This window comes from Bacillus cereus, from assembly GCF_002567495.1.
GTDB classification, from domain to species: Bacteria; Bacillota; Bacilli; order Bacillales; family Bacillaceae_G; genus Bacillus_A; species Bacillus_A cereus_AQ.
The window spans coordinates 1-20,112 of record NZ_NVAP01000071.1; the positions used below are offsets into that span (position 1 = coordinate 1).

The following is a 20,112-nucleotide window of genomic DNA, read 5'->3' on the forward strand; positions in this document are numbered from 1 at the left end:
GCCTTCTTCAGCTTTTTATAATAGTAAATTACTTAACATAGAGAGCATCTCATTGGACAAATAATTAATTATGTGAAACAATAATAACAGATAAGGAGACATTAATTTTCCTTAAGTGCTTCGAATTAATTTTATTCAATAAGAGAAGGTGTGCTTAAAGAAGTTAAATTAAATAAGGAGCTGTTTTATTTTATGCAACAAAATAATGATTTAAATTTTGAACCTCAAGACGTTAATATTGTCAATCCTAAACAAGCCAGGAAAGCAGTAATTGCTACTGGTATTGGGAATGCAATGGAGTGGTTTGACTTCGGATTATATGCGTATTTAGCAGTAATTTTAAGTCAATTATTCTTCTCAGGTGTTGATAATAGTGGATTGCAACTTGTACTTACATTCGGTACATTTGCAGCAGCCTTTCTCGTTCGACCAATCGGAGGTGTATTCTTTGGTAGAATAGGAGATAAGTACGGCCGAAAAATCGTGTTAAGTACTACTATTATTTTAATGGCACTTTCTACATTATTCATCGCATTACTACCAACCTATGAACAAATTGGTGTATGGGCACCAATACTACTTTTAGTTGCCCGAATGATTCAAGGCTTCTCTACAGGCGGCGAATATTCAGGTGCAATGGTTTATATCGCAGAATCTTCTCCAGATAAAAAGCGTGGTATACTCGGTAGTGGTCTTGAAATTGGAACACTCTCAGGTTACATTGCTGCTTCGGTAATTGTTACCATTTTGACGTTATTGTTAACAGATGAGCAAATGCTCAGCTGGGGATGGCGTATTCCGTTCTTAATAGCTGCACCAATTGGTTTGGTCGGTTTATATTTACGCCGTCATTTAGATGAATCTCCCATCTTTGAAGAGATGGAAAAAGCACAAGAGGAATCTGAAGACAATGAACAATTTTCATTCATGGATATTATTAAATATCACAAAAAAGACTTCTTATTAAGCACAGTAATTGTCGCCTTCTTTAATATTACGAATTATATGATTCTTTCGTATATTCCTTCTTATCTAACTCAAGTACTTAAAGTCAAAGAAACAACTGGCTTATTGATTATTTCAATTACGATGGCACTTATGATTCCGCTAGCACTTTATTTCGGTAAATTAAGTGATAAAATTGGTAATAAACGCGTCGTGCAAATTGGTTTACTTGGTTTAACCGTATTTGCAATTCCAGCATTTTTACTAATAGGTAACGGACATATTGCAGCTATATTTGCAGGTATTTTCGTACTAGGTTTCTTCTTAAGTGTTTATGAAGGAACATTACCTTCGTTATTACCATCACTATTTTTCACCGATGTACGTTATCGAGCACTTTCGATCTCATTTAATATTTCTGTATCAATATTCGGTGGAACAACACCGCTCGTATGTTCATACTTAGTTCATGCAACTGGTAACCCGCTAGCACCGGCATTTTATTTAGCAGGTGTAAGTATTATTGGATTAGTTGTATTTAGTGTACTATTCGTTACGACTTCAGGGCGTGCGCTAAAAGGTTCATATCCTACAGTAGAAACGAAAAAAGAAGCACACCTAATCGCTAAAGAAGACCCTGAAGAAACACTTTGGTGGCATGAAGAGTCATTAGAAATTGAAGCAGGGAAGAATGCTTCAATTTAAAAAGTGACGTAGAAGTATAAAAAGACTCCTATGAATAAATAACGGGTTCAGTTACGGGAGAGAAAATATAAAATAACAACAAATTAGGGATGTAAATCACATATGATTTAGCATCTCTTTTTTTATCCAGCTATTTACTGGGCAGTAAGGCCCACACCTCAAAATTCAGCGAAAGCAAAGAAGTTAGGTGGGGGTCGGGCTGCCCGTAAAAGCCCGATTGGTGAGGGGTAATAATCAGTGGGGGATGAACAAAACCCCATTGATTAAAGTTTCACTTTATTGTTATTACAATGTTTAAGCACCTTTATGTAGTTAAATAGCGTTCTAAATAACAAGGTAAATAGCAAAGGTACATAAATTTATGTACTCTTGCTATTTTATATACTAAAATCATTGCTAAATTGGTTGTTTAGAAAAACCTTTAATGACAGCTCGTGGAGATGGTAAAAGTTATATCTATTCTAATTTTAATCCAAAATACGCACAAATGGCTCTAACGATAATTCGAAACCATTATAACTTTTGTATGCCATTTACCACAAAGGAAGGGAAAAAGAAAACAGTAAAAACACCAGCACAATGATTTGGGATTACTGACAAAGTGTTTGATTTAAAAGATATAATTTACTTTAGATAGTTCACTCAAATAATGGTGGACTATATTTTTTAAAAAGGTAAATGGAAAATTTATGTTAAAATAATTATAGAAATTGTGAAAAAATGTTCTTAAACTAACAGTCAAGTTACTTTAACAAGGAGTCTTCAAAGGAAATGGTGAATATCATATTTTGAAGGGGTGATTGCAGTGAAGTAAGTGATTTTTTTAATCTTGGTTAAATACTTTGAAGGAAGGGATTTATAACTATGAATACAAAACTAATAATAGTAGAAGGTTTACCTGGATTTGGAAAATCAACCACTGCAAAGCTAATAAATGAAATTCTAATCCAAAATAAAATTGAAGTTGAACTATTTTTAGAGGGGAATTTGAACCACCCAGCCGACTATGATGGTGTATCTTGTTTTAATAAATTTGAATTCGATAGATTATTATCTAACAGTGGAGATTTTAAAGAAGTGCTTCTTAAAAGAGTTCTAAAAAAAGGAAGCAATTATTTATTACCATACAGAAAGATAAAAAATGAGTTTGGTGATCAGTTTTCGGACGAATTATTTAACAATATTTCAAAAAATGATATATATGAATTGCCATTCGGTAAAAATGTTGAATTAATTGCTGACAAATGGAATGACTTTGCTGAAAGTGTTCTAGAAGACAATAAGGTTTATATCTTTGAATGTTGTTTCATACAAAATCCATTAACGATTGGGATGATTAAATATGGTGAACAAAAAGAAAAAATAATAAATTATGTAATGAAAGTTGCAAAAATCATAGAGAATTTAAATCCAATGTTATTGTATGTAGAACAAGATAATCTTGAATTTTCATTTAGGAAGGCATTAAAAGAAAGAACTCCAGAATGGTCCACAGGAATTGTCGATTATTACACTAACCAAGGCTATGGGAAAGAACATAACCATTCAGGTGTAGAAGGAGCGATAAAAGTTCTTGAAGCTAGAAGGAATTTAGAGTTAGAAATATTCGATATGTTAAAAATGAAAAAAGAAAAAATCAATAATACAAAATATGAAATTGACTCATATAGCTCAATGTTAAAAGATAAGTTAACAATACAAATGGTGAAATAGCTTTTTACATTAACTGGTGCAATTCTTTAAAAAGGCATCGTTGTTTTTGATACTTAAAGTAACATATTGTGAAATGTTGTACTTACGCTAACGGGTGCTTTAGTTGAAGAAGGAAATAAAAACGCTCAGAATATTTTCTGAGCGTTTTAGTTTGCTATTTATAATGCAAAATGCATACAAATTATTGTGTTATTTCTAATGGTTATTAGCATTTTTCTCTCACTAAACTGAGCCCGTGAATGAAAAAATAGGAGTCTTTTTGTGGTCTTATTTCTTTCTTTTCTTCAAATGTTTTTGATATGCATAAAGCTTATGAATCTCTTCCTTAAATTCATGCAGAAGTACAGTACTTTCACCATTTGAATAACGCACAGTATTATAAGCATCTATAATAATATCACTTTGAATATTTACATCTTCTTCATCGTTTATTCTTTCTAGCCAAGCCTCAACAGTTTCTCCCCGTTTTCTATTTAAAGGAGGGGTTAACTTACTCTCTAGCTTGAAAATTTCCTTCCGAATTTCGTTATGTGGAGGTTTATTTCGTTTAAAACGATTTTGGCTCATTCCTTCTTTATCAGTAATGATAGTAGATTCGAAGGCGGGCATATTTGGTAAACTTAAATGTTTTCGTTTTTTAATTATTTTCCAAACGACGTAAATAGCAATGACTGTACAAACTAATATTGTAATGCTATTTATGAGTGTTGGATCAAAAGGATGTGGTTCCAATTCATCCTTAATTGTAGGGTCTTTTAGATTGCCTTTATTTGACCAAAAATCGTCTGTTTCATTTAACGCAGCTGCTGAAAATAATGGATTGATGGCGTATCCGAATCCTAATGCAACTGTTTCTATGATATACGAAAAAATAAGCCGAATGAAAGGGAACACTTGAACAAGTATTATACTCATTACACCAATGGTAATGATGGAAGTGAAACGTAATAGCTGTTGATTACGATTTGAACCTGTTAACCAAAATGTAACCATAATGTGTAACACTAATAGTAACAGTTTCCATAATGGTGGAAAGGGCGCATAAAATATGGCTGAAAAGACGAACCATATAATACCGCCTAATGATTTTTGTACCGGATATCCTGGTCCAACTACATGTACGATAAAGAAAAAAAGCGGTAACATAATTGTGCTGAATAGAGAGAATGTGAGAAGGAAAGCACAACCGATTATTTGAGTAATGAACAGTATGACAAATCCTGTTGTTTTTTTCTTCGTGAATTTATGAATAAGAAATACGCCTACATAGCCTGTTGCTAAAAATATGGTAATAGCAACAAGGTCATCCCTTTCTGTTAATAATGAAAGGAGGAGAAGCAGAATAAAGTCATTAACGTGATAGAGCCAAGTTTTCAACCGATTCCACCATCCCTTCACTATTAATGAGAAACGTTGGCTGCGAGAGAAGAGGGAGTTCATTTCTCTGTAAACCAATGTATATCATTGTAGACGAACGTTCTCTCTTTCTTGTTACATAATGAAGGAATCCTTGTTTCGGAAGTAACGTACTATCATCTGAAATACGTGCTAATTCTTCTAACGCTTTTGCATATTGTGTTTGCCCTTCATGTAAGGATAAATGTAATGCACCACCTTCTGCTAATACACTAATAAATAATTCAAACGGTATTTGCTGCTTCGTTGCATATTGGCAAATGTATGTTGCAAATGAAATTAAATCTTCAACATTATCTTTCCAACCAAACCCGCGATCGGCAGCTAAAGAAAGACAAATGGTCCAACTATAATTTTTTACAGGTTCATATTGCTTCGCTTGTAATTCCTGCATTTTAGCAGATGCCTTCCAATGAATAGAGCGGAAAGACTCACGCTCATATCGTTTAACACCGATAATAGATGTTTCATCATTGTAAAAAGAAAAATTCGTTCGATAAGAACCAGTTAGAAGCTGCTGAAGTTCTTGCAACCCTGCGACTTCTTTAGGAGAAGGGTACACAATAATTTCAGTTTTTAACTTATCGAAAACGGGTAAGTGTACAGTTAATAAATGAAAAGGGTCTTTTAATACACATTCAAACTGTTCAATTTGAAACACACCACGTTTCGTTGCGGTTAATGTTAAATCCCACTTTTGCGCCGAATGTGCAGGTTGTGAAAATGGAAAAGAGAATAACGTTTTTGATATTTGTTCAATACCTTGATCTTTATGCTGTATAAGAGACGAATCTAAATGAAAATAACAAACACCAGTAACGAGTGGTATGTTTGCACCATTTTTTAAATGAATAAAAAACTGTCCAAATTCATCAGGGAAAAGTCGAGTTGTTTGTTTTTCGTTAATTACTTGGAATTTTTTCTCTATGTAAGCGACATATTTATAAATGAAAATCGCAAATAAATAATAGGAGAAAAAGAGAAACATAATGATTCGTTGCGGCATAAAAAACGTAAATAGTATAGCGCCTGGCACAGTTAGTTGAATAATATGGAGTTGAAAAAATAAAGGTACAGTTACAACGCGCTGTCCATTCATGCTTGCTCAATCTCCACAGGTACGTCAATTTCTTTTAAAATACTTTGCATAATATCATTTTTTGTCGTGCGTAAAGCACCTTCCATTGATAAGACAATACGGTGATTCCAAACAGAAGGAGCTAAAAATTGTATATCTTCAGGGGTGCAATATTCTCTCCCGCGTAAGAAGGCTAATGCTTGAACTGCGCGCACTAAAGAAAGTGTGGCACGTGGGCTTACACCGTTAGCGATATAATCGTGATTTCGAGTAGCTTGCGCAAGTTTAATTATGTAATGTTCTAACGGTTCTGATATGAAAATTTCTTTTACTCGTTTCTGTGATTCTAATATATCTTCTAATGAGATAACAGGTGTGACACGTTCTAATGGTATATCGTTACGAAAACGTCGCATCATTTGTAACTCATCTTCAGGAGTAGGATAACCGATTGAAATCGTCATTAAAAAGCGATCAAGCTGTGCATCTGGAAGAGGGAAAGTCCCTTGTGATTCAATTGGGTTTTGCGTCGCAATAACAAAGAACGGTTTCGGAAGAGGCGTAGACTGTTTTTCAAGCGTCACTTGTCGTTCTTCCATCGCTTCTAACAAACTAGACTGTGTTCTCGGCATTGCACGGTTAATTTCATCTGCTAGTAAAATGTTTGTCAAAACTGGTCCAATTCTTAACTCAAATTCACTTGTTTTTGGGTTGAAATATTCAATACCTGTTACATCACTTGGAAGTACATCAGGGGTAAATTGAACGCGAGAAAAAGTACCACCAATACTTTTTGAAATAGTTTTCGCCAGTAATGTTTTCCCAGTACCAGGCACGTCTTCGAGCAATACATGTCCATCAGCAAGCAGCGAAACGAGTAATAGATCAATAACATTTTCTTTGCCGACAAAAACGGATCCTATGTTTTCTTTCAATTTATTTATCATATGTATCATTCCTTTCAAAATATAAACGGATATTTCTATATTTTAACAAATTATTCAGAAAATTGGTATGGTTTTTCAATCCAAAGAAATAAATATTTGATTATTAAATTATACTCTTGCATATTTTGGAATGCGAATATATAATATCGGTATGCGGTATATCGCGAGTCGATATATCATAAAGCGATGTATCGGAGGTGGTTATAATGAATACGAAAGCGAGAAAATACATTCCTTTAACTGAGGCGACATATTACATACTGTTATCACTAGTGAAACCAATGCACGGATATGGAATTATGCAAATGGTAGAAGAGATGACAAATGGGGAAGTAAAGCTCGGTCCTGGAACTTTATACGGGAATACGACGAAGTTATTAAAAGAGAAATTAATTGTTGAAGTTGCCTCAACAGATAGAAAGAAGTGCTATGAGTTAACGACGTTTGGGAGAGAAGTGTTAGAGCTTGAGTATAACAGGTTACAGAGATCTGTAAGGAATGGAAATAGTATATTAGGGGAGTGAATGGAAGATGGAGACGAAAAGGGTATTCAGATTTTTTACGGCATGGAATTTAGAAAAAGAAGAAGCTTTTTTAAGAAAGATGCATCAACATGGTTGGGGATTACAAAAATATAATTTAATGTATACGTTTAAGAAAACTGAGCCGAAAGATGTAATATATAAAGCAGATTTTAGATTGGCTTACAGAGATTCAAAAGAAAAACAACAAGAGTATTTCGAAATATATGAAATGTCAGGTTGGAAACGCGTAACAAGTTTCACAAGATGGAATTATTTTTGTAAAGAAGTAGAAGAGGTAAATGAATTGCCAGATATATATTCAGAAAAAGAGACGAGGATACAAAAATTAAATGAATTATTACTATTCCTTGTTATTATATCAGCAAGTATATTACCATCAATGTATAACCTGTTTTTAAGCCCGATGGAATCAAGAGTGCCAATTTGGGCGAAAGTTATGACCGGTCTTACAGGCTGTATGTGGATCTACTTCTTTATAAGAATCTCTTGGAAAATTAAGAAATTAAAAAGTGAAATATTATAATAAAGAGTGGAGTTTAAAAGAAGTAAATTACCGGAATCAACTTCTTTTGTCTCTATACAAATGTAATTTGTTCATTCTTTTTTACATAATAAAAACTATATAATTACGGCCTAGAAATACCAGTTAACAAACAAGTAGTTTATTAAATTAAAAAAATCATAAATGAACAAGAAAGGATTCTCAATAATAACCACCAGTTAAAATTATTCAGAATCCTATATATTAACATTGTTTGATGCGTTACCCTTTTATGAACATTAACAAAAGAGTGTGAAGTTTAACATATAATAAGGAAGAAATTTTTTTTATTATCGTATTAAACGAAAAAATCCCTTATAGAAAAATCTATTTCTACAAGGGATAGTAATGAAATTATTAGAAAGACTGATTTTGAGCAGGTTTAATAAATTGTTCTGGGTTTTCAACAAGCCCACATACAGCGCATTGGACGCGATAAGTAGGTCCTTGATAGGCCATATGAAAAGCGTTCATTGTTTCATTTGTGTATTCTTCTTCTACTTGACCAGTTTGTGGATTTAATTTGACTGGTTTTACTTGTTGCTCAAGAATATTAAAGCGAGTACGGTTCGTTTTACAGCTTGGACATAGCATTGGTTCCATATGTATACACCTCCATTTGTATTCTTTCTTAAAATCTTTAATTTTATGCAAGCAAAAAACTTTCTCAATATAAATAGGTGTTTAATGTATTTAAAATTCAGAAAAAATAAAATATAATAAAAGTACGAACTGGTTATGTCCAAACCAAATCTCCTGTTTTATGCCAATAAGCTGGGGGGCCGAGAAATCGGTCTCATTTTTTTTGTTCGTTACTATAAGAAACAAGGTTTTTATGAGGCTTTTGTCGAAATTTTAGGGATGGATATAAAGGGGGATGTAAAATGAATTTAAAAATGAAGTACATCATTTTATATGTAGAAAAATTTGAAGAATGTTTAAGGTTCTATAAAGATATTTTACAATTACCTATAAAAGCAGAGCACGGTACATATATTGAATTTAATACTGGATCTACAATTTTAGCAATGAATACACGAGAAGATGTGAAAGAATTAACAGGACTACCACTTACAGAAGGTGAATTACAGTCTTCGCATTTCGAATTAGGATTCGTTGTTGAGAATGTACAAGAAACGATTGAGCAATTTAGAGAACAAGGTATTAAGATTTTAGTTGAACCAATTGTAAAACCGTGGGGACAAACAATTGCATATATTGCTGATCCAGATGGAAATTATATTGAAATTTGCAGTTCATTAGAATAGAGGGAGAAAGAGAGATGGGATTTCCGAAACTAGAAACAGAACGTTTGCGATTAAGAGAACTTACACTATTAGATGCAGAAACGATGTTCCGTTATTTTTCAAAAGAATCTGTTATACGTTATTTCGGGATGGATTCTTTTGAAAATATTGAGCAGGCGAAAACAACGATTCAAACGTTTAATAATCGTTATGAAGAAGGAAGTGTATTTCGCTGGGGAATCGAGAAAAAAGGGACGGGCCAATTAATTGGGACGTGCGGATTTCATTTAATTAACAATCATCATAGACGAGCTGAAATTGGTTATGAATTAGATGATACATATTGGGGACAGGGCTACGCATCAGAAGCATTACAAGCGATTTTAGCTTATGGATTTGAAATACTGCAACTAATAAGAATCGCAGCGGTTGTATATGTAGAAAATAAAGCTTCTCAAAAATTATTAATAAAAGCAGGATTTCAAGAAGAAGGATTACTTCGAAAACATATGATTCAAAATGGAGTTGCTCATGATACCATTTTATATTCTTTATTAAAAGAAGAGTGGAAGAAGTAATGAGTACAAACGAACTTATAACGATTATGAAGAAGCATAGGGAAAATAGATTCATTTTAGGTATAGATGGTTTAAGTCGATCTGGAAAAACAACATTCGTAGCAAATTTAAAAGAAAATATGAAACAAGAGGGCATCCCGTTTCATATTTTTCATATTGATGATCATATAGTGGAGCGTAATAAACGCTATCATACAGGATATGAAGAATGGTATGAGTATTATTATTTACAGTGGGATATTGCATACTTGAGGCAGAAGTTTTTTCAGAAGTTACAATATGAAACAAAATTGACTCTGCCTTTTTATCAAGAGGATACAGACTTATGCGAAATGAAAAAAGTACAGGTCCCTATAGTCGGTGTAATTGTTATTGAAGGAGTTTTTCTACAGCGAAAAGAATGGAGAGATTTCTTTCATTATATGGTGTATTTAGATTGTCCTAGAGAGACAAGGTTTCTACGTGAGAGTGAGGAAACGCAGAAGAACCTTTCGAAGTTTGAAAACAGGTATTGGAAAGCAGAGAATTATTACTTAGAATCGGAATTGCCGAAGGATCGGGCGGATTTAGTCATCCAATGATTTGAAAATAGAAGGTGAATAGAATGAATATTTTATGGGATTTTGATGGGACGTTATTTGATACGTATCCTGCATATACAATGATGCTTTCTGAAATATTAGGGGATTCAGTAGAAAAACAAGAAATATACAAAAACTTAAAAATATCATACTCTCATGCAATTCAGTATTATAATATTTCATACGAGCAGGAAGAAAAGATTAAAGTTTTGAAGGGGAAATTCACTCCAAAAGATATGAAACCTTTTGCAGGTGTCGAAGAGGTTTTGAAATTTGCAGATAAAAATGTGATTATGACCCATAAACATAGGGCTGGAGTTATGGACATTTTAAAATATTATGGCTGGGAAAAATACTTTGTAGATATGGTTACAATTGACGATGGCTTTCCCCGAAAGCCCAACTCTTTAGCTTATGATCATTTACATAAAAAGCATAATATTGATTTAGCTATTGGAGACAGGGAGTTAGATTTAATACCTGCAAAAGAGTTAGGTATTTCAACATGTATGTTTCAAGGGAATTGTGATGTAGCGGATTATTCTTTAGCGCATTATTCGGAATTTTTTAAGGTAGTGAATGATAGAGAGTTTTCTTTATAAAATAAGTTATTAATAAAGACTGTATCTATTAATTAAAAGGTACAGTCTTTAATTATTTGAGCTATTTCTTTTTATTTTCTATACACTTCAATACGTTCGTTCCACCATGTATTCAACAAGTCTTCTATATGTACCAATTGCCATGGATTAAAGAATGATTGTCCATCTTTATTAAAGAAATAGCCGTCGCCTACATGAAAAGAAGCGTGTAGTATTTTGTTCTTTTCATTTTTCCAAACCAGGATATCGCTAGGTTGTAAAGAATCGATAGAAGCTGATTTTAATCTATACCGTTTTATTTGTAAACCTTTTAGAAAGCTATTATCATGTACCCATTTCGTAATAATCCATTTTGCCTCAGATTTTTCGGTACAAATACTCGCTAAGGTAGCTGCAAGACAATTTGCCCCGTTTGCAGTTGAAAAAGAATTAAAATAGGGAGCGATATGGGGAAAACTATTTTCGAATTTTTTGATTTGCTCTTTACTTAATGCAGTTTGATAAACAAATTGTTTTGTTAATAGAAGTAAAAATTCATATTGAAACTCTTTATGTAAGTTATCCCATAGTGATTTTTGCATACTTATATAACGCTTCGAATCATATGTAAATGAATAAGGAGATACATGTTGTAATATAGCTACTTTATCTGAAGGAGATGGTATATCTTCTAGTACGCATTCAATCATATCCCATTCATAAATAGAGCCTCTATTAACTTCAAATTGAATTTGGAAAATACTTTCGCGTGTTTCTTTGTCCCATTGCATAATTAAACTAGGGTTTGCTACACAAACAAATTGAATGTCCTTATGAATATTCCATACCTGATAGCTATTTCTACTATCAATATTGTTAAAAATGGTATGGTTAGAAAATTCCTCTTTAGGCATAAGTAAAGTATTAGAAGTGAAATGCTCTACTACTGTTCCATACTTTTTAGGGAAAAAGTATAAATCATATTCAGGTAGAAATTGTTCAATCCATTTATTTAGTATATTTATTTCGATTTGTATATTAGTCATTAAAAATCACCTCTAATCCATATTCTATAATAGTACTTTAAATGCCTTTATAATATATAGAAAAAAAGATATAAATTACCAGGTGTGTATGAAAATTCAGTAAATATTATTCAGTATTTGTAAGTAGTCATGTTATTCTAATAATAGATTTCAAAAAAGAGAGTGATCACATGAGTATTTTCATTTTAGAAGATGATGTCATACAAGCACAGCAAATGAAGCGGTTAGTTGAGGAGGTTTGTGAAAAATATATGTTACCTTTTGACTTTATTGAGGTAACTAGTAAAAGTTACAACATCATTAATAATATTCCAAAGGCGAAGTATGTTCCAATCTATTTTTTAGATATAGAGATAAAAAGAGAAGAGCGTAAAGGTTTACAAGTGGCGCAAGAAATACGAAAGTATGATACGCAAGGGATTATTGTGTTTGTAACGACACATTCTGAATTTGCACCTATTTCCTATCAGTACATGGTATCGGCTTTAACTTTCATTGATAAAGGGTTGCCGTACGAAGAGCGATATAAAGTTTTTGAACAATGTTTACTCCAATATGAAGCGCATAATAAGCATATCATTCCATCCGATGATTTTATCGTTGAAAACAGTAATGCGACTGTGCGAGTTCCATTTCAAGAAGTTGAATATATTATGACCGATGAACCACATCGTTTAGCATTAGTGACGTTAGATCGAATGGTTTATTTTTACGGCACTTTAAAAGAAATTGAATTAATAGATGAACGTTTATTTCGTTGTCATCAATCATATATCGTGAATACGAAGCAAATGTCTTCTTATGATGCGAAGCAAAAAATGATAGTTTTAAAAAGTGGGAAACGTATTCCAGTATCACGTCGTTTAGTGAGTAAAGTACGTAAAATGTTAAAGGGTGAGATGTAATGTATATTTATGATTTATTTGCAATACTGCTTACTAGTATGAGCCATACGTTTTTATACATTCAATTAATCCGGTACAACAGATTGTCAGTTAGAATGTTAATAGCTTTAAGTACTGTATTCATTATTTTGCTTGTTATTGTCGTAACAGTAACGAGATATCCAGAGTTGAATAGTACAATTGTGTTATTTCTAATAAGTTTAGGGTTAATGCAAAATGAATTGAAATTTAAGCATAATGTATATTTTGCACTAGTGAGTATGGTGATTATAACGTTAGTGAAAATGTTGCTTTTCGATTTAGGAATGAAAACCTTTATGTTAACGCCATTCAATTTATATTTATGGACAGGTAGCATTATCCATCTTATTGTATCAATCCTTACTTTTATCGGTATTTTAGTAGCTCGTAAAAGAATTCAAAAAATTGCTCAATATATAGTAGATAGTCCGCTATACTATGTAACTTATATATTATTAATTATCGGATTTATTATTGAACTAATTTTAACTAGGCCATCTATTGAGTTTTTAGCACAATTAAATCAACAATACAGTGAAGTAAGTTATATTTCAGCGATTATTGTATTTTTATCATTAATAATCATTGTACTAATAAGCTCACACCTATCGAAAGAAAAGTTGCGAGAAGAGCACGAAAAACGTTTAGATAAAGAGTTATTGGATTATGTGGAGAAATTAGAGGATATGCATGATGAGCTCGCTAGTTTCCGTCATGATTATATGAATGTATTACTATCGTTAGAAGAGGGAATACGTACAAATAATGTGAAAGAAATTGAGCAAGTGTATTATGATGTTATAGCTCCTACATTAAAAACAATAAATGATCATGAACTTGATATTGCAAAATTATCGCGTATACATATTCCTGAAGTGAGAAGTGTATTAAGAGCGAAAGTTGGCACTGCCCAACAACAACAAATAAAAGTAATTCTTGATATACCGGAGAAAATTGAAAGTATTTCGATGACAATCATTTCATTTATTCGCATCATCTCAGTTTTAGTAGACAATGCGATTGAGGAAGCAGTACATAGCGAGGAAAAGATATTGCAAATCGCATTCTTTGAAATGGATTCACGACAATATTTTATTGTGCGTAATAGTTCAAAGGGTGAAGGGATTGATTTGCAAAAAATTTATGAGAAAAACCATTCAAGTAAAGAAGGGGCGAGAGGATACGGATTATTCTCGTTAAAAAGAATCATGAATAAAACAAATAACGCGACGTTAGAAACAACTTATGTAAGTCCTTATTTCACGCAAACATTCATATTAAAAGAGATGAAATGACCATCTATGATGAAAATGAAACCGAATAGGAAATAACTACATACTTCCTTCACTTATTTTTATACACTTCAAGTAAGAGGTGAAGCGAGATGAATGGTCTTATTTTTACAACAATGATTAGCTTTGGTTTACCGCTTGTTGCACTTTTATATGCTTTTTGGAAGAAACGATATATTCCATATATGTTAGGTGTATTGGCTTTTGCTGTATCACAAATATTAATCCGCATACCAATACTCAATTATTTAAATGGAACTAGCACAGATTTTCAAATGTTTAGCGCCATGCAGCCTGTATTATTTGTACTTTTACTTAGTTTGTCAGCTGGTATTTTTGAAGAGATAGCTCGTTTTATCGCAATGCGCTATTTTATGAAGCAACGAGATGGCAGTCTGGTTTTTTATTTGGGGCAGGGCATGGTGGTATTGAGGCAATATTAATAGTTGGTATTCCTGTTGTATCTCTATTATTATCGCAAACTGTTAGTGGAAACACAGATAGTTATTTTGTCGGTGGAATTGAGCGCTTCTTTGCGATGATACTCCATATTGGGCTTTCCTTCATTGTATTGCAAGCTGTCGTTCAAAAGAAACCTCGGTATGTTGTATATGCAATTTTCATCCATGGGATTGTAAATACATTAGGAAGTATTATGCTGCGATATGTACCAGGGAAAAGCGGGATAAGCATGTCAGAAGTTTCAATAGCAATTTGTGCTTTACTCGTTTTTAGTTATAGTTTCATTTTAAAAAGAAGGGGTGTATTAAAATGAGAAAAATGTTATTTATTATTATAAGTGCTATTGCGATGTTCGCGCTCGCAGCCTGTACGGGTAATAAAGTAGATGAAAGTACGTCAAAAAAATTTATTCCGAAGGCGGAAGAAATTGTATCACTATTGAATGAAGCAAAGTATAAAGAGATACACGACAAATTTGATAGTAAAATGAAAGCTGGACTACCAGAAGAAAAAATGAAAGATCTTACACCTGTAATTGAGAAAGCTGGTACGTTCGAAAAAATTGAAAAACAATCGATTGAAGAAAAAGATGGTTTATATACTGTTATTCTTGTAGCGAAATATAGTAAGGAACAACGTACCTTTATCATTACGTATAATGATAAAGAAGAAATAGCAGGTTTATTTATTAAATAAAAAACAGATACAGTGGAAGCTCTCACTGTATCTGTTTTTTGTATTAACCAAATTATGGTTATTCATGCTAATATAAACTCATAGCTATATAGAAGGGGTGGGATTAGTATGAAAACAGAAATAGTTCCTAAAAAGAAGTACAGTATAATAAGCTATGTATCTTTACTCATCGGCATTTTATGTTTTCTGTTCGTTTTTATTACACCGACAAGGATAGCGAATGCAGGTAATATAGTGGGAGATTATATTACAATTGCTCTTACAGGCGTAGGTATTATGCTTTCAATAATCACAATGACGAAAAAAACAGAGAAGAAGGGGATTGCTATTCTTTCATTAATACTGTCCTCATCATTTTTTATATTTTGGATCATCGCAATTATCTTATTGTTTACTGGTCAAATTAGTTTTGCGCCGTAATACCAAATAAAAAGAGTCCTTCATACGAGAAGGACTTTTTTTATTCGGTATCTTCAGGTTGATATTCTAAAATATCTCCAGGTTGGCATTCTAATGCTTTACAAATGGCTTCTAAAGTTGAAAAACGGACTGCTTTTGCTTTTCCATTTTTCAAGATAGAAAGGTTAGCCATTGTAATTCCAACCTTCTCCGAAAGCTCTGTTACACTCATTTTTCTTTTCGCTAACATTACATCAATATTAATAATAATTGCCATATTATTCACCTCAGACCGTTAAATCATTTTCTGATTTTATATCTATAGCATCTTTTAATAGTCTTTGGAGAACGGCAGCAAAGACCGCGATTACCATTGAAGCAAAAATCATAATCATTCCGATAATAATAATGCCAGGGGCGTCATCTCTCTCTGCCACGAGATAGAAAAGTGGCATACCTAATACATATAATACACTAATTGCCAATGCACTGTACTTAATATTTTTTAAAGCTTTAACAGATAACTTTGAGAATGCGTTGTTTTTATCAATATAGTTTAAAAGGTTAAATGTTTGGTACAAAGCGAAGTAATAAGGTATTGCTGTTGCGTATAAGTTGATAAATACAAGATATTTAATATATGCAATATCCGGATATAATTCTGCGGCGAAGTTTCCTATTTTAGGAACTAAAAAAATGCACATAGCAAGAACGGGGATTCCGATCAGAATCACAACTGTCTTTAAAAAGAGTGTTGATCCTTGTTTCATAAAAAGCACCTCATTTATTTAATGTCTTATTAATTTAACATGAAATTTATTGTTAAACAATAAAAAATTATTTCTTTTAATCGAGGATTTATTGTTAAACAAATTTTGACGAAGTGAGTGGTAACACCGATTTATAGGATAGGCTTAGCCTGAAAATAAAACGCAATGGCATATGCCATTATTTCATTAATGAACGAAGGTGAAAGTAATTGTAGTTAGCTTCATGAGAATGGGGAATTAATAAAACATTGTACTAGAAAATTTAGCATACAAATGAATGTGAAACATATGGAGGAACAGCAATGAGAAATTTGAGCCGGAGAATGAAGGGATTACTGTTAGCTGGAATTATGACACTAACTATTTTGTGTACTGGAAGCTTGATAAATTATCATGGAGCTGAAGCTAAGGCAGAAAAAGTAGAACATCAACCGAAAAATGTAATCATAATGGTTATGGACGGAACGAGTTCTTCAGCAACAACATTGGCTCGCTGGTATAAAGGGGCACCGCTTACGTTAGATCAAATTGTAACAGGAGGTGTTCGTACGTTTTCGGCGGAATCAGCTATTACAGACTCAGCGCCAGCAGCAACAGCATTAGCAACTGGAAATAAATCGAATTCAGGATATGTAGGCGTACTACCTTCTATTGTAAATTCACCTAACTTAAAGCCAATAAAAGAAGAGGACAAGTTACGGCCGGTCGCAAACGTATTGGAAGGTGCAAAACGTACTGGTCGTGCAACTGGAATTGTTGCTACATCTGAAATTCAGCATGCTACTCCGGCGGGATTCTCGGCTCACCATGTCAATCGCAAGCAATTTGACGTAATTGCGAAGCAGCAAGTATATCAAAATATAGATGTCGTATTAGGCGGGGGAAAAGCGGCGCTGCTACCTATGAAAAGTAATGGAATCCGAAAAGATGGTGAAAATTTAGTAAAGGTGATTCAAGACAAAGGATACGATTTTGTTGAAACGAAAGATGCGTTATTGAACTCCAAATCTAATAAAATTTGGGGCTCTTTCTCAAATCATGCTCTTGCGTTTGATATAGATCGTATAGCAACAAATCCAGAACAACCAACACTTTCTCAAATGACAGAAAAAGCAATTCAAACATTATCAAAAGACAAAGATGGTTTCTTTTTATTTGTAGAAGGTAGTAAGCCTGATTGGGCAGCCCATGCTAATGATCCAATTGGGATGATTAGTGATGTATTGGCATTTGATGAAGCGGTAGCAAAGGCGTTACAATTTGCGAAGAAAGATGGGGATACGATGCTTATAGCTTTAACTGATCATGGTAACAGTGGTATCTCTATAGGGAATAGGAATACGACAAAAGGATACAATACTACACCAGTTTCTGCATACATCGATCCATTGAAAAAGGCGGAAATGACACTTGAAGGAACTATAAATAAACTGAAATCTGATTTATCAAATGTAGAAAATGTAGCTAAACTATACGGTTTGGACAATTTAACTCATGATGAAAAAGAAAAATTAAAAGCGGCAAAAAAGAAAATGGATGTAGGACGAATCCTTACTATATTATTGGCTAATCGTGCAAATATCGGCTTTACGACAGGAGGACATACAGGTGAGGATGTATTCTTACATTCTTATGGACCTCAAAAACCAGAAGGCTTAATCCAAAATACAGACATTGCGAAGACGATGGCGAAAGCGATGGGCTTTAACTTAGAAGAAGTAACGAATAAAATATTTTTAGAGAGTGAACAAGCCTTTAAGAAAATCGGTGCAACTGTAACAGCCGACAAAACCGAAGGAGCAAACCCGTTACTCGTGGTAAAACATAATAAAGTAGAAGCACAACTATTTGGTAACAAAAATATAATTCGTATCAATGGTAAAGGGTATGAATTAGGAAGTATTATTGTAGAGAGTAATGGAAAGTGCTATGTACCAGAAGAAGCAATTCAACTATTTGTAAAGCATTCTCGTTAAAAAATTGCCAACCAGTTAAGCTAACTGGTGGCAATTTTTTGCGTTTATTCTAAATATAAGGGTTCGGATCGTTTTGGAAATTTTTCCAGATGAGACTTGTATAAACGTTAAAGGGGAATTATATTTTTTTCTTACATTAAAAAATTTCGTTTTGTAGAATAGAGAATTTATACATATAGTAAAGTCTAATGTATTATCAATTAATATTTACGAAAAATATATTAATACTTTAGAATTTCTTTAATTTTCATTATTTTTTATTTAATATTATTCGTTATATTTATAATGTGTTTATTTCAATTTATCGTATTGCAGCGCAGTTTCATATAATTATAAAGCAATCCTCAAAATAAAATCTCCACTAGAGTAAATTTATTATTTTTTTGCGTCTTTTTTATCCCGCTATTTGCCGGGCAGTAAGACCCCCACCTCAAAAATCAGCGAAAGCAAAGAAGTTAGGTGGGGGTCGGGCTGCCTGTAAAAGCCCGATTGGTGAGGGCTGATTAAAGTTTCACTTTATTTACGAAAATTATTATGCAGCTAAGAAAACTATAGTTTATTGATTTAGAGATATATAAGAATTTATTTGAAGGAAGAGAGAGGGAATAAAATGAATATAGTGCACTTACGTCCTAAACAGCGGTCTAAGTATCGCATTATGCTAGGGACGTGGTATTACTCTACAAAGAGGTACATTCAATGGTTAGTAGACGGAAAAACATATGCAAAAAGGTTCCAACAAGAAAAGCTACCTTGTACAGCAATTCAGCACCGAACGATATTACTTCGTAAGCTAAAAGATGTAGATATGTGGTATCAACAGAATAAGGTTGTTAATTTGAAAATTGCTATTAAAAAACTAAATGGTATCGTCATTAGACCGGGAGAAACATTTTCTTACTGGCGTTTAATAGGTAAGCCTACGAGGAAAAAAGGGTATGTAGAAGGTATGGTATTACACTACGGATCTTTTCAAACGGGTATTGGAGGAGGTCTTTGTCAGCTTTCGAATTTAATATATTGGATGACTTTACATACACCACTGACAGTAACAGAACGATATCGTCATAGCTTTGATGTCTTTCCTGATTCTAGGCGAACTCAGCCGTTTGGGAGTGGGGCGACTTGTTCCTATAACTATTTGGATTTACAAATTAAAAATGAAACGGACCAACCGTATCAACTTCACCTTTATATGACAGATGAACAGTTAGTTGGTGAATGGAGGACAGTCTATCCGCAACTTTATCAATATGAAGTGTATGAGAAAGAACACTCAATTCAACCTGCATACTGGGGTGGTTATATACGACATAATGTGATTCAACGTAAAGTATATAATCAACAGAAAAAGTTAATAGAAGATCAATATGTAACGGAGAATCACGCTATAATGATGTACGAACCACTATTAGCTTGTAATAATGAGAATAGTGAGTAATATGGTAACCCATAGATTAAATAGTATAGAAAATATTTAATTCTTATTTTTATTAAAAAAGTAAAAATCCCAGATTTACTGGATTTTGATAGTAACTAAGAACATATAAAAGTTCTAATGGAGGATGACAGAACAATGAGTAGGATGCTAATAGGGTCAATTGGATAACAAATTGACCGTCTAGATGCAGAATGCCGAAAAAAGTTCACTGTTATTTAAAGGAGAGT

21 protein-coding genes and 2 pseudogenes are annotated in these 20,112 nt (G+C 33.0%); 16 read left to right on the forward strand and 7 right to left on the reverse strand.

The genetic code is table 11. The features are described from left to right. Positions 1-192 precede the first annotated feature (192 nt). The 3 genes and pseudogenes from COK05_RS28315 to COK05_RS28325 all read left to right on the forward strand — a co-directional run bounded on the left by COK05_RS28315 (position 193) and on the right by COK05_RS28325 (position 3,363). Entirely contained in the window at positions 193-1,650 is a 1,458-nt protein-coding gene (locus COK05_RS28315) for an MFS transporter (protein ID WP_098615179.1), read from the forward strand. 400 nt (positions 1,651-2,050) lie between these two features. After that, a pseudogene (locus tag COK05_RS32260) lies at positions 2,051-2,233 on the forward strand (hypothetical protein); the annotation flags it as partial. A 281-nt stretch (positions 2,234-2,514) separates the two neighbouring features. Next, a complete protein-coding gene (locus COK05_RS28325) occupies positions 2,515-3,363 on the forward strand; it encodes a hypothetical protein (protein WP_098615180.1) in 849 nt (282 codons plus the stop codon). A gap of 267 nt (positions 3,364-3,630) precedes the next feature. On the opposite strand, the gene COK05_RS28330 is transcribed toward COK05_RS28325, so the two are convergent. The 3 genes from COK05_RS28330 to COK05_RS28340 are packed head-to-tail and all read right to left on the reverse strand — an operon-like array spanning position 3,631 to position 6,804. Further along, the gene (locus tag COK05_RS28330; protein WP_098615181.1) at positions 3,631-4,740 is read right to left on the reverse strand and encodes a DUF4018 domain-containing protein; all 1,110 of its coding nucleotides are present in this window, start codon (positions 4,738-4,740) and stop codon (positions 3,631-3,633) included. Next, entirely contained in the window at positions 4,715-5,878 is a 1,164-nt protein-coding gene (locus COK05_RS28335; RefSeq protein WP_098615182.1) for a DUF58 domain-containing protein, read from the reverse strand. Before COK05_RS28335 ends, COK05_RS28330 begins: the two co-directional genes overlap by 26 nt. Then, a complete protein-coding gene (locus COK05_RS28340) occupies positions 5,875-6,804 on the reverse strand; it encodes an AAA family ATPase (RefSeq protein ID WP_098615183.1) in 930 nt (309 codons plus the stop codon). Before COK05_RS28340 ends, COK05_RS28335 begins: the two co-directional genes overlap by 4 nt. A 206-nt stretch (positions 6,805-7,010) precedes the next feature. Here COK05_RS28340 and COK05_RS28345 point away from each other — a divergent pair, with 206 nt between their 5' ends. Both COK05_RS28345 and COK05_RS28350 read left to right on the forward strand, forming a co-directional pair. Beyond that, the gene (locus COK05_RS28345) at positions 7,011-7,328 is read left to right on the forward strand and encodes a PadR family transcriptional regulator (RefSeq protein ID WP_098615184.1); all 318 of its coding nucleotides are present in this window, start codon (positions 7,011-7,013) and stop codon (positions 7,326-7,328) included. A gap of 7 nt (positions 7,329-7,335) precedes the next feature. Further along, positions 7,336-7,872 (forward strand): DUF2812 domain-containing protein, encoded by a 537-nt coding sequence (locus tag COK05_RS28350; protein ID WP_098615185.1) that lies wholly within the window; start codon positions 7,336-7,338, stop codon positions 7,870-7,872. 375 nt (positions 7,873-8,247) lie between these two features. Here COK05_RS28350 and COK05_RS28355 read toward each other — a convergent pair whose 3' ends face one another. Next, positions 8,248-8,493, reverse strand: coding sequence for a hypothetical protein (locus COK05_RS28355; protein ID WP_000433609.1), 246 nt, complete (start codon positions 8,491-8,493; stop codon positions 8,248-8,250). Positions 8,494-8,774: 281 nt separating this feature from the next. On the opposite strand from COK05_RS28355, the gene COK05_RS28360 reads away from it, so the two are divergent. Genes COK05_RS28360 through COK05_RS28375 form a run of 4 tightly spaced genes read left to right on the forward strand, consistent with a single transcriptional unit; the run spans position 8,775 to position 10,898 of the window. Beyond that, positions 8,775-9,158 (forward strand): VOC family protein, encoded by a 384-nt coding sequence (locus tag COK05_RS28360; RefSeq protein ID WP_098615186.1) that lies wholly within the window; start codon positions 8,775-8,777, stop codon positions 9,156-9,158. Between the two features lie 14 nt (positions 9,159-9,172). Further along, entirely contained in the window at positions 9,173-9,715 is a 543-nt protein-coding gene (locus tag COK05_RS28365) for a GNAT family N-acetyltransferase (RefSeq protein ID WP_098615187.1), read from the forward strand. Then, positions 9,715-10,296 carry a kinase gene (locus tag COK05_RS28370; protein ID WP_098615188.1) on the forward strand — a complete coding sequence of 194 codons (582 nt, stop codon included), beginning with the start codon at positions 9,715-9,717 and terminating at the stop codon, positions 10,294-10,296. The genes COK05_RS28365 and COK05_RS28370 overlap by 1 nt, the downstream gene beginning before the upstream one ends. A gap of 23 nt (positions 10,297-10,319) precedes the next feature. Then, positions 10,320-10,898, forward strand: a complete 579-nt coding sequence (locus COK05_RS28375) for an HAD-IA family hydrolase (protein WP_098615189.1) — start codon at positions 10,320-10,322, stop codon at positions 10,896-10,898. Positions 10,899-10,969: 71 nt separating this feature from the next. Here the strand turns inward: COK05_RS28375 and COK05_RS28380 are convergent, their stop codons facing one another. Then, positions 10,970-11,923: a hypothetical protein gene (locus COK05_RS28380; RefSeq protein WP_098615190.1), complete on the reverse strand. Its 954-nt coding sequence runs from the start codon at positions 11,921-11,923 to the stop codon at positions 10,970-10,972. 170 nt (positions 11,924-12,093) lie between these two features. Here COK05_RS28380 and COK05_RS28385 point away from each other — a divergent pair, with 170 nt between their 5' ends. The 5 genes and pseudogenes from COK05_RS28385 (at position 12,094) to COK05_RS28405 (ending at position 15,719) form a co-directional block, all read left to right on the forward strand. Further along, entirely contained in the window at positions 12,094-12,828 is a 735-nt protein-coding gene (locus tag COK05_RS28385; RefSeq protein WP_098615191.1) for a LytR/AlgR family response regulator transcription factor, read from the forward strand. Continuing rightward, a complete protein-coding gene (locus COK05_RS28390; protein ID WP_098615192.1) occupies positions 12,828-14,144 on the forward strand; it encodes a GHKL domain-containing protein in 1,317 nt (438 codons plus the stop codon). Before COK05_RS28385 ends, COK05_RS28390 begins: the two co-directional genes overlap by 1 nt. Before the next feature lie 89 nt (positions 14,145-14,233). Continuing rightward, a pseudogene (locus tag COK05_RS28395) lies at positions 14,234-14,916 on the forward strand (YhfC family glutamic-type intramembrane protease). After that, positions 14,913-15,299 (forward strand): DUF3887 domain-containing protein, encoded by a 387-nt coding sequence (locus tag COK05_RS28400; RefSeq protein ID WP_098615193.1) that lies wholly within the window; start codon positions 14,913-14,915, stop codon positions 15,297-15,299. The pseudogene COK05_RS28395 and the gene COK05_RS28400 overlap by 4 nt, the downstream one beginning before the upstream one ends. A gap of 108 nt (positions 15,300-15,407) precedes the next feature. Next, on the forward strand, positions 15,408-15,719 hold the full coding sequence (locus COK05_RS28405; RefSeq protein WP_000845559.1) for a hypothetical protein: 312 nt from the start codon (positions 15,408-15,410) through the stop codon (positions 15,717-15,719). A 40-nt stretch (positions 15,720-15,759) separates the two neighbouring features. Here the strand turns inward: COK05_RS28405 and COK05_RS28410 are convergent, their stop codons facing one another. After that, on the reverse strand, positions 15,760-15,975 hold the full coding sequence (locus tag COK05_RS28410) for a helix-turn-helix domain-containing protein (protein WP_000974619.1): 216 nt from the start codon (positions 15,973-15,975) through the stop codon (positions 15,760-15,762). 10 nt (positions 15,976-15,985) lie between these two features. Continuing rightward, on the reverse strand, positions 15,986-16,468 hold the full coding sequence (locus tag COK05_RS28415; protein ID WP_098615194.1) for a DUF2975 domain-containing protein: 483 nt from the start codon (positions 16,466-16,468) through the stop codon (positions 15,986-15,988). Between the two features lie 302 nt (positions 16,469-16,770). On the opposite strand from COK05_RS28415, the gene COK05_RS28420 reads away from it, so the two are divergent. Together COK05_RS28420 and COK05_RS28425 are read left to right on the forward strand one after the other, a co-directional pair. Further along, the gene (locus COK05_RS28420; RefSeq protein WP_098615195.1) at positions 16,771-18,444 is read left to right on the forward strand and encodes an alkaline phosphatase; all 1,674 of its coding nucleotides are present in this window, start codon (positions 16,771-16,773) and stop codon (positions 18,442-18,444) included. Between the two features lie 610 nt (positions 18,445-19,054). Beyond that, the gene (locus tag COK05_RS28425; RefSeq protein ID WP_098615196.1) at positions 19,055-19,885 is read left to right on the forward strand and encodes a VanW family protein; all 831 of its coding nucleotides are present in this window, start codon (positions 19,055-19,057) and stop codon (positions 19,883-19,885) included. Positions 19,886-20,112: the final 227 nt, after the last annotated feature.

What these genes read in the sequence shown, in the direction of transcription:
- COK05_RS28315 (WP_098615179.1), top strand. Translation starts at nt 193, where the DNA reads ATGCAACAAAATAATGATTTAAATTTTGAACCTCAAGACGTTAATATT.
- COK05_RS28325 (WP_098615180.1), top strand. Translation starts at nt 2,515, where the DNA reads ATGAATACAAAACTAATAATAGTAGAAGGTTTACCTGGATTTGGAAAA.
- COK05_RS28335 (WP_098615182.1), bottom strand. Translation starts at nt 5,878, where the DNA reads ATGAATGGACAGCGCGTTGTAACTGTACCTTTATTTTTTCAACTCCAT.
- COK05_RS28340 (WP_098615183.1), bottom strand. Translation starts at nt 6,804, where the DNA reads ATGATAAATAAATTGAAAGAAAACATAGGATCCGTTTTTGTCGGCAAA.
- COK05_RS28345 (WP_098615184.1), top strand. Translation starts at nt 7,011, where the DNA reads ATGAATACGAAAGCGAGAAAATACATTCCTTTAACTGAGGCGACATAT.
- COK05_RS28350 (WP_098615185.1), top strand. Translation starts at nt 7,336, where the DNA reads ATGGAGACGAAAAGGGTATTCAGATTTTTTACGGCATGGAATTTAGAA.
- COK05_RS28355 (WP_000433609.1), bottom strand. Translation starts at nt 8,493, where the DNA reads ATGGAACCAATGCTATGTCCAAGCTGTAAAACGAACCGTACTCGCTTT.
- COK05_RS28360 (WP_098615186.1), top strand. Translation starts at nt 8,775, where the DNA reads ATGAATTTAAAAATGAAGTACATCATTTTATATGTAGAAAAATTTGAA.
- COK05_RS28365 (WP_098615187.1), top strand. Translation starts at nt 9,173, where the DNA reads ATGGGATTTCCGAAACTAGAAACAGAACGTTTGCGATTAAGAGAACTT.
- COK05_RS28370 (WP_098615188.1), top strand. Translation starts at nt 9,715, where the DNA reads ATGAGTACAAACGAACTTATAACGATTATGAAGAAGCATAGGGAAAAT.
- COK05_RS28375 (WP_098615189.1), top strand. Translation starts at nt 10,320, where the DNA reads ATGAATATTTTATGGGATTTTGATGGGACGTTATTTGATACGTATCCT.
- COK05_RS28380 (WP_098615190.1), bottom strand. Translation starts at nt 11,923, where the DNA reads ATGACTAATATACAAATCGAAATAAATATACTAAATAAATGGATTGAA.
- COK05_RS28385 (WP_098615191.1), top strand. Translation starts at nt 12,094, where the DNA reads ATGAGTATTTTCATTTTAGAAGATGATGTCATACAAGCACAGCAAATG.
- COK05_RS28390 (WP_098615192.1), top strand. Translation starts at nt 12,828, where the DNA reads ATGTATATTTATGATTTATTTGCAATACTGCTTACTAGTATGAGCCAT.
- COK05_RS28400 (WP_098615193.1), top strand. Translation starts at nt 14,913, where the DNA reads ATGAGAAAAATGTTATTTATTATTATAAGTGCTATTGCGATGTTCGCG.
- COK05_RS28405 (WP_000845559.1), top strand. Translation starts at nt 15,408, where the DNA reads ATGAAAACAGAAATAGTTCCTAAAAAGAAGTACAGTATAATAAGCTAT.
- COK05_RS28410 (WP_000974619.1), bottom strand. Translation starts at nt 15,975, where the DNA reads ATGGCAATTATTATTAATATTGATGTAATGTTAGCGAAAAGAAAAATG.
- COK05_RS28415 (WP_098615194.1), bottom strand. Translation starts at nt 16,468, where the DNA reads ATGAAACAAGGATCAACACTCTTTTTAAAGACAGTTGTGATTCTGATC.
- COK05_RS28420 (WP_098615195.1), top strand. Translation starts at nt 16,771, where the DNA reads ATGAGAAATTTGAGCCGGAGAATGAAGGGATTACTGTTAGCTGGAATT.
- COK05_RS28425 (WP_098615196.1), top strand. Translation starts at nt 19,055, where the DNA reads ATGAATATAGTGCACTTACGTCCTAAACAGCGGTCTAAGTATCGCATT.